The 15,890-nt window shown below is 70.9% G+C and carries 13 protein-coding genes and 1 pseudogene; 10 read left to right on the top strand and 4 right to left on the bottom strand.

What is annotated here, in order from left to right; genetic code table 11:
• The first annotated feature begins 12 nt into the window (after positions 1 to 12).
• The 4 genes from JOD67_RS28070 to JOD67_RS28055 are packed head-to-tail and all read left to right on the top strand — an operon-like array spanning position 13 to position 3,398.
• Positions 13 to 987, top strand: a complete 975-nt coding sequence (locus JOD67_RS28070; protein WP_205120709.1) for a Bug family tripartite tricarboxylate transporter substrate binding protein — start codon at positions 13 to 15, stop codon at positions 985 to 987.
• Complete coding sequence (locus tag JOD67_RS28065) at positions 984 to 1,508, top strand: tripartite tricarboxylate transporter TctB family protein (protein ID WP_205120708.1); 525 nt, start codon at positions 984 to 986, stop codon at positions 1,506 to 1,508. Before JOD67_RS28070 ends, JOD67_RS28065 begins: the two co-directional genes overlap by 4 nt.
• Positions 1,501 to 3,009 (top strand): tripartite tricarboxylate transporter permease, encoded by a 1,509-nt coding sequence (locus JOD67_RS28060; RefSeq protein WP_205120707.1) that lies wholly within the window; start codon positions 1,501 to 1,503, stop codon positions 3,007 to 3,009. The genes JOD67_RS28065 and JOD67_RS28060 overlap by 8 nt, the downstream gene beginning before the upstream one ends.
• Positions 3,006 to 3,398, top strand: a complete 393-nt coding sequence (locus JOD67_RS28055) for a universal stress protein (RefSeq protein ID WP_205120706.1) — start codon at positions 3,006 to 3,008, stop codon at positions 3,396 to 3,398. Before JOD67_RS28060 ends, JOD67_RS28055 begins: the two co-directional genes overlap by 4 nt.
• Here JOD67_RS28055 and JOD67_RS28050 read toward each other — a convergent pair.
• A complete protein-coding gene (locus JOD67_RS28050) occupies positions 3,395 to 4,780 on the bottom strand; it encodes an MFS transporter (protein ID WP_205120705.1) in 1,386 nt (461 codons plus the stop codon). The genes JOD67_RS28055 and JOD67_RS28050 overlap by 4 nt on opposite strands.
• A 110-nt stretch (positions 4,781 to 4,890) precedes the next feature.
• The gene (locus tag JOD67_RS28045) at positions 4,891 to 5,406 is read right to left on the bottom strand and encodes a hypothetical protein (protein WP_205120704.1); all 516 of its coding nucleotides are present in this window, start codon (positions 5,404 to 5,406) and stop codon (positions 4,891 to 4,893) included.
• A 206-nt stretch (positions 5,407 to 5,612) separates the two neighbouring features.
• Here JOD67_RS28045 and JOD67_RS28040 point away from each other — a divergent pair, with 206 nt between their 5' ends.
• Positions 5,613 to 7,049 carry a lytic transglycosylase domain-containing protein gene (locus JOD67_RS28040; protein WP_205120703.1) on the top strand — a complete coding sequence of 479 codons (1,437 nt, stop codon included), beginning with the start codon at positions 5,613 to 5,615 and terminating at the stop codon, positions 7,047 to 7,049.
• A gap of 98 nt (positions 7,050 to 7,147) precedes the next feature.
• A complete protein-coding gene (locus JOD67_RS42120) occupies positions 7,148 to 9,949 on the top strand; it encodes an AfsR/SARP family transcriptional regulator (RefSeq protein WP_205120702.1) in 2,802 nt (933 codons plus the stop codon).
• Here the strand turns inward: JOD67_RS42120 and JOD67_RS28030 are convergent.
• Positions 9,936 to 11,159 (bottom strand): hypothetical protein, encoded by a 1,224-nt coding sequence (locus JOD67_RS28030; protein ID WP_205120701.1) that lies wholly within the window; start codon positions 11,157 to 11,159, stop codon positions 9,936 to 9,938. The genes JOD67_RS42120 and JOD67_RS28030 overlap by 14 nt on opposite strands.
• Positions 11,160 to 11,386: 227 nt before the next feature.
• On the opposite strand from JOD67_RS28030, the gene JOD67_RS28025 reads away from it, so the two are divergent.
• The 4 genes and pseudogenes from JOD67_RS28025 (at position 11,387) to JOD67_RS28010 (ending at position 14,629) form a co-directional block, all read left to right on the top strand.
• Positions 11,387 to 12,409, top strand: coding sequence for an AAA family ATPase (locus tag JOD67_RS28025; RefSeq protein ID WP_205120700.1), 1,023 nt, complete (start codon positions 11,387 to 11,389; stop codon positions 12,407 to 12,409).
• 38 nt (positions 12,410 to 12,447) lie between these two features.
• Positions 12,448 to 12,645 (top strand): annotated as a pseudogene (locus tag JOD67_RS41395) (hypothetical protein); the annotation flags it as partial.
• A gap of 74 nt (positions 12,646 to 12,719) precedes the next feature.
• On the top strand, positions 12,720 to 13,679 hold the full coding sequence (locus tag JOD67_RS28015) for a DUF58 domain-containing protein (protein WP_205123199.1): 960 nt from the start codon (positions 12,720 to 12,722) through the stop codon (positions 13,677 to 13,679).
• Positions 13,676 to 14,629 carry a VWA domain-containing protein gene (locus JOD67_RS28010; RefSeq protein WP_205120699.1) on the top strand — a complete coding sequence of 318 codons (954 nt, stop codon included), beginning with the start codon at positions 13,676 to 13,678 and terminating at the stop codon, positions 14,627 to 14,629. Before JOD67_RS28015 ends, JOD67_RS28010 begins: the two co-directional genes overlap by 4 nt.
• Here JOD67_RS28010 and JOD67_RS28005 read toward each other — a convergent pair.
• The gene (locus JOD67_RS28005) at positions 14,626 to 15,723 is read right to left on the bottom strand and encodes a type IV toxin-antitoxin system AbiEi family antitoxin domain-containing protein (RefSeq protein ID WP_205120698.1); all 1,098 of its coding nucleotides are present in this window, start codon (positions 15,721 to 15,723) and stop codon (positions 14,626 to 14,628) included. The two genes, JOD67_RS28010 and JOD67_RS28005, sit on opposite strands and share 4 nt — an antisense overlap.
• Positions 15,724 to 15,890: the final 167 nt, after the last annotated feature.

Here is a 15,890-nt window from a genome sequence, read left to right as displayed (position 1 = left end):
CGCTCACGAGGCATGACACGCCGCAACCACCTCCTTGGCGTGATCCTCGCTTGCGCGCTTCTGCTCTCCGGCTGCGCCGGAACCGTCACCGGGCAGGGCGATCTGAGTCGGATCCGCATCATGGCCCCGGCGAGCCCGGGTGGCGGCTGGGACACCACGAGCCGCGTCCTGCAACGTACGCTGCAGCGCGGCGGCATCGCGCGCAACGTTCAAGTCTTCAACGTCGAGGGCGCCGGCGGCACGATCGGCCTCAGCCAGCTCGCCCGCGAGTCCGACGACGCCCTGCTGATGACCATGGGCCTGGTGATGGTCGGCGCGATCGAGACGAACAAGTCCACGACGCGTCTGGATGACGTGACACCTATCGCGAGGCTGACCGGCGAGTCCGAGATCATCGTGGTGCCGGCGAAGTCGAGGTTCCAGACGCTCGACGACTTCCTCGCGGCCTGGAAGGCGAATCCGCGCGGTGTCCCGATCGCGGGCGGCTCGGCTGGCGGTGCCGACCAGATCCTCGCCGGCCTGATGGCGCAGGCCACGGGCATCGATCCCAAGCAGGTCAACTACATCCCGTACTCCGGCGGCGGCGAGTCCCTCGGCGCGCTGCTCGGTGGCAAGGTCGCGGCGGGCATCTCCGGGGTGGGGGAGTACGCCGAGCAGGTCAAGTCCGGCGACCTTCGCGCGCTCGCGGTGAGCGGTGCCGAACGTTCCGGCCAGCTCCCCGACGCCAAGACGCTCACCGAGCAGGGCGTCGACGTCGAGCTCAGCAACTGGCGCGGCGTGATGGCGCGTCCGGGGATGTCCGCGCAGGCACGGGCGGACCTGACCGACGTGGTGAAGCGCGTGTACGACAGTGAGCAGTGGAAGGAGGCGTTGGCGAACCAGGGCTGGGAGGACGAGTTCCTGATCGGCGACGAGTTCGGTGCGTTCGTCAAGAGCGAGGAGCAACGGGTGAACAAGGTCCTGCGGGAGATCGGACTCGTCACATGACCGCGTCGGAGTCCACGCCGGAGGAGCCCGCCCGCCGATCGTGGGGAGAGTTCGTCGCGGTCGCGCTGGTCGGAGTGCTGGGCATCGTCGTTCTCGTCGGCGCCACCCAGATCACGGTGCCAGGGACGACGAACACGATCGGGCCGCGGTTCTTCCCTTACGTCCTGGGCGTTCTCCTGCTCCTCGTCACGGTGCTGCTGTTGATCGCGATCGCGCGCGGTGACCGGGCACCGATGGACGAGAGCGAGGACGTCGACCCGAACGCGCGGACGGACTGGCGGCCGGTCGCCGTCATCGCGGTCGCGTTCGCCGCGCACGCGTTGCTGATCAACGTCGTGGGCTGGCCGCTCGCGGTGACCGCGATGTTCCTGGTGGTCGCGAAGGCGCTCGGCGCGCCGGGCTGGATCCGTCCGGCTCTCGCTGGTGGCATCGTGTCGGTCGCGGTGTGGCTGGTGTTCGTCAAGGCGCTCGGCGTGGCGCTGCCCGGCGGGGTGCTGTTGGAGCTGGTCGCCCGTGTCTAGCCTCACCGAACTCCTCAACGGCCTCGCCGCGGCGGCGACGCCCGTCAACCTCGCGTTCGCGTTCCTCGGCGTGCTGCTGGGTACGGCGATCGGCGTGCTGCCCGGCATCGGGCCGGCGATGACCGTCGCGCTGTTGCTGCCGATCACGTTCAGCCTGGAGCCGACGTCGGCGTTCATCATGTTCGCCGGCATCTACTACGGCGGCATGTACGGCGGCTCGACGACCTCGATCCTGCTCAACACTCCCGGCGAGTCCGCGTCGATCATCACCGCGCTCGAGGGCAACCGGATGGCGAAGGCGGGCCGTGGCGCCGCGGCGCTGGCGACCGCCGCGCTCGGCTCGTTCGTCGCGGGCACGATCGCGACGTTCCTGCTCGCGCTGGTCGCGCCGCCGGTCGTGGACTGGGCGGTCTCGCTCGGGCCAGCGGACTACTTCGCCCTTGCTGTGTTGGCGTTCTGCACCGTGTCGACCTTGCTCGGCCCGTCTCCGTTGCGAGGGCTGTTGACGCTCGGGCTCGGGTTGTTCCTGGGCCTGGTGGGAACGGACGTGCTGACCGGGCAGCAGCGGTACACGTTCAACATCGGCCAGCTGTCCGACGGCATCGACGTGGTGGTCGTTGCCGTCGCGTTGTTCGCCGTCGGCGAGGCTTTGTACGTCGGATCGCGGCTGCGGCACGGGCCGGTGCAGGTGATGCAGATCGGCGGCACCTGGTTCTCCCGTTCGGACTTCCGCCGCTCGGTCTTCCCGTGGTTGCGTGGCACCGCGATCGGGTTCCCGATGGGAACACTGCCCGCCGGCGGTGCGGAGCTGCCGACGTTCCTGTCGTACGCGTTGGAACGGCGGCTGTCCAAGCGCGGCGAGTTCGGGAAGGGCGCGATCGAGGGCGTGGCGGGCCCGGAGGCGGCGAACAACGCGGCCGCGGCGGGCGTTCTCGTTCCGCTGCTGACGCTCGGGCTGCCGACGTCGGCGACCGCCGCGATCCTGCTGGCCGCGTTCCAGAGCTACGGGATCCAGCCCGGTCCGCTGCTGCTCACGACCGAGTCGTCACTGGTGTGGACGTTGATCGCGTCGCTGCTGATCGGCAACCTGATGCTTCTCGTGCTCAACCTGCCGCTGGTGAAGATCTGGGTGAAGCTGCTGCGGATCCCGCGTCCGTATCTCTATGCGGGCATCCTGATGTTCGCCTCGCTGGGCTCGTACGCGGTGAACGCGGACCCGTTCGATCTGCTGCTGTTGTTGGCGTTCGGCCTGCTGGGGTTCGCGATGCGGCGGTACGGCTGGCCGGTCGCGCCCGCGGTCGTCGGGCTGATCCTCGGCCCGGTCGCCGAGACCAACCTGCGCCGGGCGCTCGCGATCGGCGAGGGGAACGTCGGGGTACTGTTCGCGTCGGCGTTCAGCAAGATCGCGCTGGTGCTGGCGCTCCTCGCGGTCGCGGTGCCGCCGTTGCTGCGGCTCCATCGACGCCGCCGTACCGCGGGGATTTCGGAGGGTGAGTCATGACGATCGTCATCGGGTACGTGCCGTCGCCGGAGGGCCAAGCCGCGCTCGCGCGAGGCCTGGAGGAGGCGAAGCTGCGCGGCGGCCCTGTCGTCGTGGTGAACTCCTCGCGCGGCGACGCCTTGGTGGACGAACGGTTCGCGCAGGGCGAGGAGCTGGCGCTCGTCCGCGACGTGCTCCGCGAGTCCGGTGTCGCGCACGAGGTCCGGCAGCCGATGCGCGGGCTGCTGGCCTCGGAGGAACTGGTCGAGATCGCCGCCGAGGTCGATGCCGAGCTGATCGTCATCGGCCTGCGCAAGCGCTCGCCGGTGGGGAAGCTGATCATGGGGAGCACCGCGCAGCGCGTCCTGCTGGACGCCAGCTGCCCGGTGCTCGCCGTGAAGGCTGACTAGCTCCTGTCGGTACGGACCCGCGTCGAGGCAGCGAGGGCGCCGAGGCCGACCAGGATCATCACCACGAAGATCGGCAGGAACGTCGCCACCGCGTCGACTCGTTCGTGCAGGAACGCGAACAGCACGCCGCCGAGACCGATGAAGATCACGTTGCCGAGCGAGTCCGACATCTGCGCGGCCGCCGTGTTGACGCCCTGCTGCTCGACGGGGGAGATGTCCAGCAGCAGCACCGACAGGCTCGCGAGCGACAGGCCCATGCCGAGCCCGGCGATCGCGCAGCCGACCGCGGCGAGCCACACCGGAACGGTCGTGAACACGGCCAGCGCCACGACCGCCGTACCCGACGCCACGAACAGCGCGCCGAACCGGACGAGCTGGTGGCGCGGCGTGCGCAGCGACGGCCGACCCTGCCAGAACGAGCCGGACGACCAACCGAGCGCGCCGACTGTCAGCGTGAGCCCGGCCACCGTCGTCGACAGCCCGCGGTGCTCGATCAGCATCAACGGGACGAACGCCTGCGAGCCGAAGAACCCGCCAGCCAGCAGCCCGCGCATCGCGACCACCGTCGGCAGCCCGCGCCGGAAGCGCAACGTGCCGGGCGGCAGCAGCTTCGGCAGGCTCACGATCAGCGCGGCCAGGCCGACCGCCACCGCGAGCAGGCTGAACCACTGAAGCTCCTGGCCGGCCCACTGCAGCAGGCCGATCCCGACCGCGGCGGCCAGCGCGAGCCAGTTGCGCCCTCGCTGCGGCGTGGACGGCTCGACGTTCGGCAGGTGCCGCAGCCGCGGCAGCATCACCAGCAACGGGCCGAGCACGAGCGGCACCAGGCCGAGGAAGACCCACCGCCAGCTCGCGTGCTCCGACACCGTTCCGGCGACGAGCGGTCCGACGATGGACGGCAGCACCCAGGCACTCGAGATCACCGCGAACACCCGCGGCCGCACGTGAGCGGGGTAGGCGCGGCCGACGATCACGAACAGCGCGACGACCACCGCGCCGCCGCCGAGACCCTGCACGGCGCGGCCGAGGAGGAACAGCAGCATCGTCGGCGCCAGGCCGGCGAGGATCAGGCCACCGGTGAACAACGTGACACCGCCGAGGAACGGCGCCACCGGCCCCCGACGGTCCGCGATCCCGCCCGCGACAACGGTCGCGAACAGGCTCGCGACCATGAAGCCGGAGAAACCCCAGGCGTAGAGGGACAGGCCGTCGAGCTCGCGCACCGCCACCGGCATCGCGGTCGTCACGGCCATCGCCTCGAACGCGACGAGCAGGACCAACGCGACGATCCCGAACGTCAGGCTCCGGAACTTCGGGCCGAAGATCCGGTCGTCCGTCGCAACGGGCGTGCCCTCCGCCGGACTGTCCACCGACACCGTCATGACCACCCCTTCTGAAGCATGCCTGTGACGCTATCGGTGCACGCCGACCACGCACATCGGACCGACGTCGGGATGGACTCGTCCGATGGTCCTAGGACCTCCTGAGCCGGCTAACTGTCGGCGAGCTCCTCGACGAGGGCGAGCAGGTCCGCGCGGACGAGCGCGGTCAGCGAGGCCGCGTCGGTGAAGTCGCGGACCGGGTGGCCGGAGGCTCGTACGCGCGTCTTGAGCTCGTCGAGCTGGCCTCGCCTGCCGGCGGCGACCATGCCGGCGGCGACCTGGCCGAGCAGCGCGTTCTCCTCCGGGGTCGGCGTCTCGACGTACCCGATCCGCTGCGACAACGGCAGCGAGTCGACCCAGGCCATGTCGCGCAGGTAGAAGTACGCGCGCCCGTCAGCCTGACCGAGTGCGGCGTCGTGCACGAGCTCGCGTTCGCCGATGGCCCAGCCGTACCGCTGGCCGAGCAGGCCGAGCAGAACGGTCTGCGCACCCTCGTCGACGGCCGCGTCGTCGATCCACGCGAGGCCGCGCTTCTCGGCGAGCTGGCGCACCTCGGGCAGCACGAGCTTGGTCAGCTCGGAGCGTTCCTGCTGCAGATCGGGCGTGGAGGACAGAATCACTCGCACGGCGTCAGCTTGTGGCACGACTCGATCCTGCCAGGTACGGACCGCATAGCGGGACCGTTCTCCAGATCCTGGGATGGTCCGGGACGCCTCGGGAACCACCGAGGTGTTACCGCCCGTTCGGGCAGGATTCGCGTCCCATCCTTGCCATCGGGGTCCCCTAAACACGCCGTTCGTGCCATCGTGGTCCGCGGGGAGGTGCGTAGGTGATGGGGCGTCCGAGTGCTGTCAACGTCGGGCTTGTCGCGATAGCGACAACGGCCGCGTCCTTGACTCCCTCGGCACCACCGACCCTTCCCACGTCGAGCGAGATCCGGAACATCGTGGCGCAGGACGACTCGCGCCCGACCGGCCCTGCCGACAACGGCGACCGCGGCACGGGGTCGAACGGGCTCCCCGGGCCCGACGCACCGCCCGCCGGGTATCCCCGATCGCCCGATCGCCCGTACTCGACGCCGGACATCAACCCGCTGTACCCGATGTCCACGCCGATCCCCGGCGGCGGGACCACGGCTGGCAGCGCGAGCCTCGGCATTCCGGGCATCGTGCTCACCGCGTACCAGAACGCCGCCAGCAACCTCGCGCTCGCCGACCCGACCTGCCAGATCACCTGGCAGATGATCGCCGGGATCGGCAAGGTCGAGTCGAACCACGCGTGGGGCGCGGTCGCGTCGAACGGCGACACCTCACAGCGCATCCTCGGACCCGTGCTGAACGGCTCCCGCTGGGCGGCGATCTCCGACACCGACAACGGCGCGCTGGACGGCAACAGCAGCTGGGACCGCGCGGTCGGGCCGATGCAGTTCATTCCGAGCTCCTGGCAGATCTACGCCTCCGATGGGAACGCGGACGGCCTGTCCAACCCGCACAACGTGTTCGACGCGTCGGTGGCGACAGCCAAGTACCTGTGCAACGGCAGCCGGACGCTCGGCCTGCGCTCGGATCTGATCGCGGCGATCTACAGCTACAACCACTCCAACTCCTACGTCCGTCGGGTGCTCGGCTGGATCGACGGCTACACGTCGGGCGGGGCTCGGCCGATCGACGGCTCCGGCCCCGCGCCCGGACCGTGGCTCGCGTCGCCCGACCCGACGCCCGAGCCGCCGGATCCGGATCCCAGCGACCCGGCGCCGGACCCCGAGCCGTCCACGACGCCGAAGCCCAAGCCGCCGCCGACGGAACCGTCTCCCGATCCGGCTCCGACGCTGATACCGAGCTCCCCGGAGCCTTCGCCGACGCCATCGACGCCGAAGCCGAGGCCTACGACTTCGAGCACGCCCAAGCCGACGGCATCGCCGACACCGACCTCGTCGCCTTCGCCCAGCCAGTCGCCGTCGCCCTCACCCTCGCCGACGCCGAGTGACTCGCCCTCGCCGTCGCCGACGCCAGAACCGAGTGAGTCGCCCTCGCCAGAGCCGAACGAGTCGCCTACGCCCGCGCCGACCTGCTCACCTGCCCCGACGACCCCGCCCACGACGCCGCCCACTTCGGACGGAACGGACACCCCGTCGCCCAGTCCGTCCGGCGAGGTCGCTCCCAGCCCGGTGGCGACAGCGACCGGTGCCGCGGTTCAGTCCGCGTCCTTGGTGCCAACCGAGGACGAGCCGACCCCATCGCCTACCCCCACCTGCCTGCCTGTGCCGTAGGGTGTTCCACCAGGCGCCGGTGATCTTCGTCGACCACCGAAGGCGCTCAGGTCAGCCACCGCTCCGACATCTCGGGCACAAGTTGGGTGGGGGTGGTCGTGGTGGAGTTCAGGGTCCTAGGGCCGGTCGAACTCTGGCACGCAGGCAAGCAGGTAGAGATCGGGGCGACGCGGCAGCGTGATCTGCTCGCGTTGCTTCTCGCGCGGCCGGGAACTCCGGTCGACCGGGACTGGTTGATCGACGCGCTCTGGGACGGCGCGCCGCCGCCAGCTGCCCGGACGACGCTGCAGTCGTGCGTGTACAGGCTGCGCAAGGTCTTCGAGGCGCATGCCGACGTCACGTTGTCGACCCGGGGGAGCAGCTACCTGCTCGAGATCCCGCCGGACTCCGTCGACGCGCGCCGGTTCGACCAGCTCGCCGAGGTCGGGCTCCAGACGATGGCGATCAGTCCGAGCGCGGCCGTTCCCCAGCTGCGCGCCGCGACGGCGCTCTGGCGCGGGGAGGCGTTCGGCAACATCACGCTGCACGCGATCCGTGACCACGCCCGGCGCCTGGACGAGCGCCGCCTGGACCTGGTCGAGCAGTGCCTCGCCGTCGAGCTCGAGCTGGGGCACACGACCGCCGTGCTCGGCGAGCTGAAGGCGCTCGCGGCCGCGCATCCGTTGCGGGAACGGCCGGCCGAGCTGTTGATGAAGGCGCAGTACCGCGCCGGCCGTCGAGCGGACGCGCTCGCGACGTACCAGCAGCTGTTCCGCCGGCTCGACCGCGAGCTCGGCGTACGGCCCTCGCAGTCCGCGCGCGAGCTGCACCAACGCATCCTCGCCAGCGCTCCCGACCTCGACTCCGCCGCGGTGAGCCCGAGCTTCGACGCACCGCTGCCGCGCCAGCTGCCCGGCGGCATCGGTGACTTCGTCGGACGTACGGACAGCCTCGGCCGGCTGGACCGGCTGCTCGACGCCGAGGCCGACCGGGTCGTGCTCGCGACGATCTCGGGGCCGCCCGGCGTCGGCAAGACCACGCTCGCGGTGCACTGGGCGCGGCAGGTCATGCACCGGTTCCCCGACGGCCAGCTCTACACGAACCTGCGCGGCTTCGATCCCAGCGGTCAGGTGATGGACCCGTCGGAGGTCGTGCGCGGGTTCCTCGCGGCGATGCGCGTGCCGCCGGAACGGATTCCCGCCGACGTCGACGCGCAGATCGGGCTCTACCGCTCGTTGCTCGCGGGCAAGCGGATGCTGATCGTGCTCGACAACGCACGCGACGCCGGCCAGGTGCGTGCGCTGCTGCCCGGCTCGGGCGCGGCCGGAAGCGTCGCGATCGTCACCAGCCGGAGCAGCCTCACCGGGCTGGTCGCCGGGGAGAGCGCGCAGGCGATCATGCTCGAACCGTTCGAGACCGGCGACGCCTGGCAGCTGCTGACCAGCCGGATCGGCGAGGACCGGATCGCCGCCGAGCCCGACGCCGCGGCAGATGTGCTCTCGCACTGTGCGGGGCTGCCGCTCGCGGTCGCGATCGTCGCCGCGCGCACCACCGCGCATCCGACGTTCCCGCTCGAATCGGTCGCCGCCGACCTGCGGCTGAGCCGGGGGTTGGACGGGTTCGCCTCGACCGACGCCAACGCGGACGTGCGGTCGGTGTTCTCCTGGTCGTACGGGCGGCTGAGCCCGGCGGCGGCGCGGTTGTTCCGCCTGCTCGGCGCGCATCCCGGCCCGGACGTGGGGCTCGCGGCCGTCGCGAGCCTCGCCGGACTGACTCCTTCCGAGGCTCTGCGGCTGATGGTCGAGCTGTGCGACGCCCAGCTCGCGAACGAGATCGTGGCCGGCCGCTACCGGCTGCACGACCTGCTGCGGACCTACGCCGGCGAGCTGTCCGAGGCAGCGGACTCCGTCGAGGAGCGCGACGCCTCCGTCGGGCGCCTGCTCGACCACTACCTGCAGGCGGGGATCGCGGCGGCGAGCCTGAGCGCGCCGTACGGGTGGTCGCCGCCGTTCCATGATCCGGTGCCCGAGGTCGTCGCCGAGCGGTTCGAGACGCTCGGGGACGCGATGACCTGGTTCGACCGGGAGCGGCAGACGTTGCAGCGGATCGTCGAGTACGCCGTGCGGCTCGGCCGCGTGCGGGCGGCGTGCGAGCTCGCCTGGCATCTCGGCAAGTTCTTCGACCGGCGCGGGCGCTGGCACGACTACGTCGAGCTGCAGGCGTTCCTGCTCGAGGAGGCGGAGCAGTTCGGGGAGCCGGATCTGCTGGCGTTCGAGCACGCCGCGTACGGCCGGGCGCTGGGCCGGGTGGACCTCAACGACGAGGGGCGCTGGCACCTGGAACGGGCGTACGAGCTGTGCGGGAAGCTCGGCGACCTGGTCGGGCAGTCCCGCTGCCGGCGCGCGTTGGGCTGGATCGCCGAGCGCGAGTCGGACCTGCGTACGGCGTTCGAGGAGACCAAGCTCGCGGTCGAGCTGAGCCGGCGGGCGACGGAGAGCCCGCTGACAGTGGCCTCGACGGCGGAGCTACTCAGCGCGTTGGGGTGGTGCTACGCGCTGCAGGGGGACTACCGGTCGGCATTGGACTGCTGCCGGCAGGCCGTTCCCGTCCTGCAGCAGCACCAGTACCAGGACGCGGAGGCGCACGCCTGGGACACGATGGGGCACGCGCACCACCAGCTCGGTCAGTACGCCGACGCGCTCGCCTGCTACGACCGGGCGTTGCTGATGCTGCGCCGGCTGGGCGACGCGTTCGCCCAGGCCGACACGTTGGTACGGATCGGCGCCACGCACGTGGCGGCCGGCATGCCGGCGAAGGCCGACCTGGCCCGCAAGGAGGCGTTGGACATCCTCGACGGGCTCGACTCCTCCGACGCCGAACGGCTCCGGACCAAGCTGCGCGACCTGTCTAAGGTGTCTTGATCCGGATCTCGTTCGCGGTCTTCTGCAGGTTCTCCTTCTCCGACATCGGTCCGGTCAGGCGGAGGAACAGGTGCGTGTCCAGCGGCCCGCCCGGCTTCGACGCGAAGACGTGGCTGACCATCAGCTGCCACTCGATCTCCGTACCGTCGACGACCTGGCCGTCGGCGAAGAACGTCGACGCGTCGGTGCTCCGCCACGGCGTCGGCGGCGTCTCGGTCCTTTCCCGGATCGCCCGCCACTCCTGCGGCCCGCACGGCGCCGGGCAGGGGTCGGTCTGGACGATGCCGCCCGGTGCGCTGCCCGGCTTGCCGCCGAACGCCCACGCGTCGTCGAGGCAGATCCAGCGGACCGTCGGCGCGACGACCTTCCCGCTGCGCATGCAGCCCCAGGTCTTGGGGACGCGGAAGTCGAACGAGAAGTCCTTGAGGTCCATGAAGTACGTCGGCTCGCCCTCGCCGAACGTCGGGCCGCCGAGCGGGCCGTTGGGGCCGTCCGGTCCGGTCCACGCCGGCTCCGGCGTCGGCCAGCCGGGGATCGGCGGCGTGGGCGGCGGTGTCCCGCCCGTTTCGGTACCTGTTCCCGTGCCCGTCGTGGGGTCGGGGTCGGGGTTGGTCGTCGGCTGGGCGACCGGGTCGTCCTGCTTCCGGTTGTCGCTGATCATGTACATCGCCACGCCGCCGCCGACGATCACGCCGAGGCACAGCACGATGCCGACCGCGAGCAGCACGATCGAGCGGACGCTGGTCGTGTTCCTCGGCGCCGAGTACGGCGCCGGAGGCAGGGCGGTCGGCAGGCTGCCGACCGCTCCCGCGCCGGGGGCGCCGGACCAGTGCGGCGCGAAGTCCGGGCCTGCCGCGCGGGTCGTCGTACTGGCGACAGCCTGGGTGAGCGCGGCGTTGTCGAGCAGCGCTTGCGCGTCGGCGGGATCGCCGTCCTCGTACGGTGTCGCGACCCAGGGGACGGTGTCGCGCGGCGCCGAGCCGAGCACCCTGTCGGGCTGCTCGGCGGACAGCGTCTCGATCGCGCCGGCCAGCCGGTCGCGTACCGCCGCGTCGCTCGCGGCCGCGGCATGCAGCACCGCGACCGCGGCTCGTCTGCCGCTGCCGTCGGCGCCAAGGAACACCACGCCGGCGTCGTGCTCGGCCAGTCGTCCACTGAGCGTGAACGGTCCCAGCACCGGCGGATCTCCCGGCCGCAAAGCCTCAGTCATCTCGTCGAACCCCCGTTCCTGCACTGCACGGCGCACAACCTATCCCGAATCGCGGATCAGACGGTCGAGGCTGTCCCCAGGTTGCGGATCCTCGCGATCTTGTGGCCAGGTTTCTTCCACAGCCCCGGATTTCCACAGGTCACGGACCGCGATGTGCAGTTCCCAGGAAAGCTTGATGGAATGTCCGGGCAGCACCGAAGCATCCGGGTAGGAGAGGACCGTTCACCATGACGACCACCGCGGGGACGACCGCTGAGGCCGCGTTGATCGCGGAAGCGACCAACGAGGTCAAGCGCGTCATCGTCGGCCAGGAACACATGGTCGAACGTCTGATGGTCGCGCTGCTCGCCCGCGGGCACTGCCTGCTCGAGGGTGTGCCCGGTGTGGCGAAGACGTTGGCTGTCCGGACGTTCGCGACGGTCGTGGGTGGGGAGTTCGCGCGGCTGCAGTTCACGCCCGACCTCGTTCCGTCCGACATCGTCGGCACCCGGATTTACCAACCCAGCAAGGAATCCTTCGACGTCGAGCTCGGGCCGGTGTTTGTCAACTTCGTCTTGGCAGACGAGGTCAACCGGGCTCCGGCGAAGGTGCAGTCGGCGATGCTGGAGCTGATGGCCGAGCGACAGGTCTCGATCGGCGGGCACACGCACCCGCTGCCGTCGCCGTTCATCGTGATCGCGACGCAGAACCCGATCGAGTCCGAGGGCGTCTATCCGCTCCCTGAGGCGCAGCGCGACCGGTTCCTGCTGAAGGTCGACGTGCAGTTGCCCGACGCCGAGGAGGAGTACCTGATCCTCGACCGGATGAGCGTCGACCCGCCGTCGCCGCGACGGATCCTCGACCCGGACAAGATCCTCGCCCTGCAAGCTGCGGCGGACCGGATCTTCGTGCACCGGCTGGTCGCCGACTACATCGTTCGGCTCGTGCTCGCGACGCGGCGGCCGGTCGAGTACCACGTGCCGGAGCTCGCCCGCGTGATCGAGGTCGGAGCGAGCCCACGCGCCACGCTGGGTCTGGTCGCCGCCGCGCGCGTGCTCGCGCTGCTGCGCGGGCGGGACTACGTGCTGCCGCAGGACGTTCAGGAGGTCGCGCTGGACGTCGTACCGCACCGGCTGGTGCTGAGCTTCGACGCGGTCGCCGACGGCGTCAGCGCGGCGGCGGTCGTCGACCGGGTGCTGCAGGCCGTGCCGCCGCCGAGGCCGGTGTGGCGCAACGACGCCGTCGCGACCGGGCGCCCGGAGTTCCAGTGAGCGCGACATTCCCGCCCGGAGTGGGCCCGCCACCCTCATTGCCAGTGGACGGGGCGGATCCGACGCGGCTGTCGATCGCCCACCTCGCGCCGGAGGCGGCGCTGCGTCGGTTGGAGTTGGCGATCGTGCGCAAGCTGGAGGGCTTCCTGCACGGCGAGCACCTCGGCCTCTTGCCAGGTCCGGGGACCGAGCTCGTGGTGGCACAGACGCGGATGTGCCGGCCGGGGGAGGGCGACCAGTGAGCGCGACGTTCCCGCCCGGAGTGGGCCCGCCACCGTCGTTGCCGGTGGACGGGGCTGATCCGACGCGGCTGTCGATCGCGCACCTCGCCCCCGAGGCGGCGCTGCGCCGGTTGGAGCTGGCGATCGTGCGCAAGCTCGAGGGCTTCCTGCACGGCGAGCACCTCGGCCTCTTGCCAGGTCCGGGGACCGAGCTCGCCGAGGCGCGGATGTACCGGCCGGGGGAGGACGACGTCCGCCGGATGGACTGGTCGGTGACCGCGCGGACGACCGTTCCGCACGTCCGCGACGTGATCGCGGACCGCGAGCTCGAGACGTGGGCGATGGTCGACCTGTCGGCGTCGATGGACTTCGGCACGGCGGCGTTGGAGAAGCGCGACCTCGCGGTAGCCGCGGTCGCGACGGTGGGGTTCCTGACGCAGCGGCTGGGGGACCGGTTCGGCGGCTTCGTCGTCCGCGGCGGACGGTTGAGGCGCTGGCCGGCGCGGTCGGGCCGGCTGGCCTTGTACGGGCTGCTGCGGTCGCTGCTCGCCGAGCCACGCACCGCGGTCGAGGAGCCGGACGACGACTTCACCTCGTCCCTGGAACAGCTGTCCCGGGCACAGCAGCGCCGCGGGCTGCGGGTCGTGGTGTCGGACTTCCTGGACGGGTCCGGCGATCTCGACCCGACCGTTCCGCCGACGTGGGAGCGGGCGATGCGGCGGCTGTCGACGCGGCACCAGGTCCTCGCGGTCGAGATCCTCGATCCGCGCGAGCTGGAGCTGCCGGATGTGGGCGTGGTCTGGCTGACCGACCCCGAGACGGGTGAGACTCGTGAGGTGAACACCGCGAGCGCGGAGCTCCGTTCCCAGTACGCCGCCGGCGCGGCGGAGCACCGGGAGCGGGTACGGATCGCGCTTCGCCGTTCGGGTGCGGCGCATCTGACGCTGCGGACCGATCGGGACTGGGTGGCGGACACGGCGCGGTTCGTCCTCGGGCATCGCCGTGTCGCGGCGAAGCTGCATGCGCCGGTGAGAGGGGTTTCGGGATGAGTTTCCTCGCGCCGGGGCGGCTGTGGCTGTTGCTCCTGGTGCCGGTACTCGTGGTCGGGTACGTCCTCCTGCAGTGGCGGCGGAAGAAGTACGCGCTGCGGTTCACCAACCTCGCGTTGCTCGGCCGGGTCGCTCCGAAGCGTCCGTCGTGGCGCCGGCACGTCGCGGCGGTGTTGACGATGGTGACGGTCGCGCTGCTCGTGACCGCGTTCGCCCGGCCGCAGACCGAGGTGGAGGTGCCGCGCGAGCGGGCGACGATCGTGGTGGTGGTCGACGTGTCCCTGTCGATGCTCGCCGACGACGTGGAGCCGTCCCGGATCAAGGCGGCGCAGGACTCGGCGAAGCGGTTCGTGGAGTCGTTGCCGGAGAAGTTCAACGTGTCGTTGGTGTCGTTCGCCGGCTCGGCCAGCATCCTCGTCTCGCCGACGACCGACCGGCCACCGGTGATCCGCGCGATCGACAACCTGCAGCTCGCCGAGTCGACCGCGACCGGCGAGGCCATCTACACCGCGCTCGAGGCGGTCAAGCAGGTCCCCACCGATCCCGCGAACCCCGACGAGCGCCCGCCGGCCCGGATCGTGCTGATGTCCGACGGCTACAAGAACGTCGGCCGCGGCGTCGAGGACGCGATCGGCGCGGCCAACCAGGCCGGCGTGCCGATCTACACGATCGCGTTCGGCACCCAGTGGGGGACCGTCGAGATCCAGGGGCAACGGACGAACGTGCCCGTCGACGTCGACACGATGCGCAAGATCGCCGACGAGACCGGCGGCAGCTCGTACACCGCCGAGTCGAGCACGGAGCTCGACGAGGTCTACGCCGACGTAGGTTCCTCGGTGGGCTACACGACCGAGGAACAAGAGGTCACCGCCCGCTGGACCGGCTTCGCCCTCCTCGCCGCCCTCGCCGCCGCCGCCGTCTCCCTCCTCTTCTTCGGCCGCCTCCCCTAACCCGCCCACTTCCCTAACCCGACTGGGGTTGACAGCCCGTCGTAGGCCAGCTCAAACCCCAGCTGGGTTAGGGAAGTCTCGTCAACTGGGGATATGTGGACGGGGCGCGAGCGATCGGGATGGCCGACGTACAGCCGCACCCTCGGTCGGGGAGAGACCGCCGCTCGATCGAAGGCCCGCTTCAGACGTACGGCGATGAGCTGACCACCGTTCCAGAGCTCGGACCAGGTCAGCCGCCGGACCTGAAGTCCCGCTTGCTCGAGGCGTTCCTGCCGAAGTTTCTCGCGAGTGAGCATGTCGCCGCCGAGCTCGCGGTACTTCACCAAGCCGTCCGTCTCGTAGACCGTTCCGCGATCGATCCACGCACCGTCCACGATGCCGATGAATCCATGGCTGTCATACGCCCAGACCTGAAGGTGAGGATGGGGAAGGCCCTGCTCGTGCCAGATCGCCAGGGCGAGAGACTCGATGGCGGTCTCAGCTCGGGCGTCCAGCAGCTCAGTGACCACCCGTGCCTTTCGAACCCCTGGCCATCGAGTCATCGTGCGAACGACCTGGTCGACCGCACGTCGCGTCGTGAGCCGTCGGACGAGCGCGTGGCAGCCGATCACGATCGCGTTGCGTGGCGAGCTGTAGCGGGCCATGTCGGCGACCGTGCGCGCTGGCGTCGTGACGTCGAACAACGGCGTCGGCATCACGTGGTGGGACGGGAGTCCGGCCACGTGGAGGTCGATGCCGTTGGCGATCAATCCGTGAATGTCCGTTCGCTTCGCCCTCGTGATGTGGACCTGCGACCCGGTGTCGCGCAGATGCGCGAGGCCATGGAACCGCACAGCGGTGCCGTGGCTGAACGTCAGTCGCTCGGAGGCGGCGGCAGCCACACCCTCCGCCACGAGCAGGTGCCAGCGGACCTCGTCGTGGACAGCTCGCTCGGCCAGGTGGCTGTCGACGTACACGCCGCGCCGTAGCGCGAGCCAGCGTCCGGACGCGAGCCGCGCCCGGACTTCCTCGCTGGAGTACCCGGCCGTCCTGGCCTCCGCGGCTCTGAACGCACCCTGCCGGCCAGCGATCAGGCGAGCGAGTCGTTCCTCCATGCCCCGAGCCTGCACGCTTCCGCGCTCCCCGTGCTGGCACCATCCACAGCTTCCACAGGCTTCGCGACTTCCCTTCTCGGAACGGGGTTTGGGAGCGCGTGGGAGCGCTCGCAAACCCCGTTCCGAGAAGGGAAGTGCCGCGATGCGGGATGCGACACGCGCGGGGC

This window comes from Tenggerimyces flavus (assembly GCF_016907715.1).
Lineage (GTDB): Bacteria > Actinomycetota > Actinomycetes > Propionibacteriales > Actinopolymorphaceae > Tenggerimyces > Tenggerimyces flavus.
Note: the sequence above shows the minus strand (reverse complement) of the source record. Positions and strands in the feature narration are given on the sequence as shown.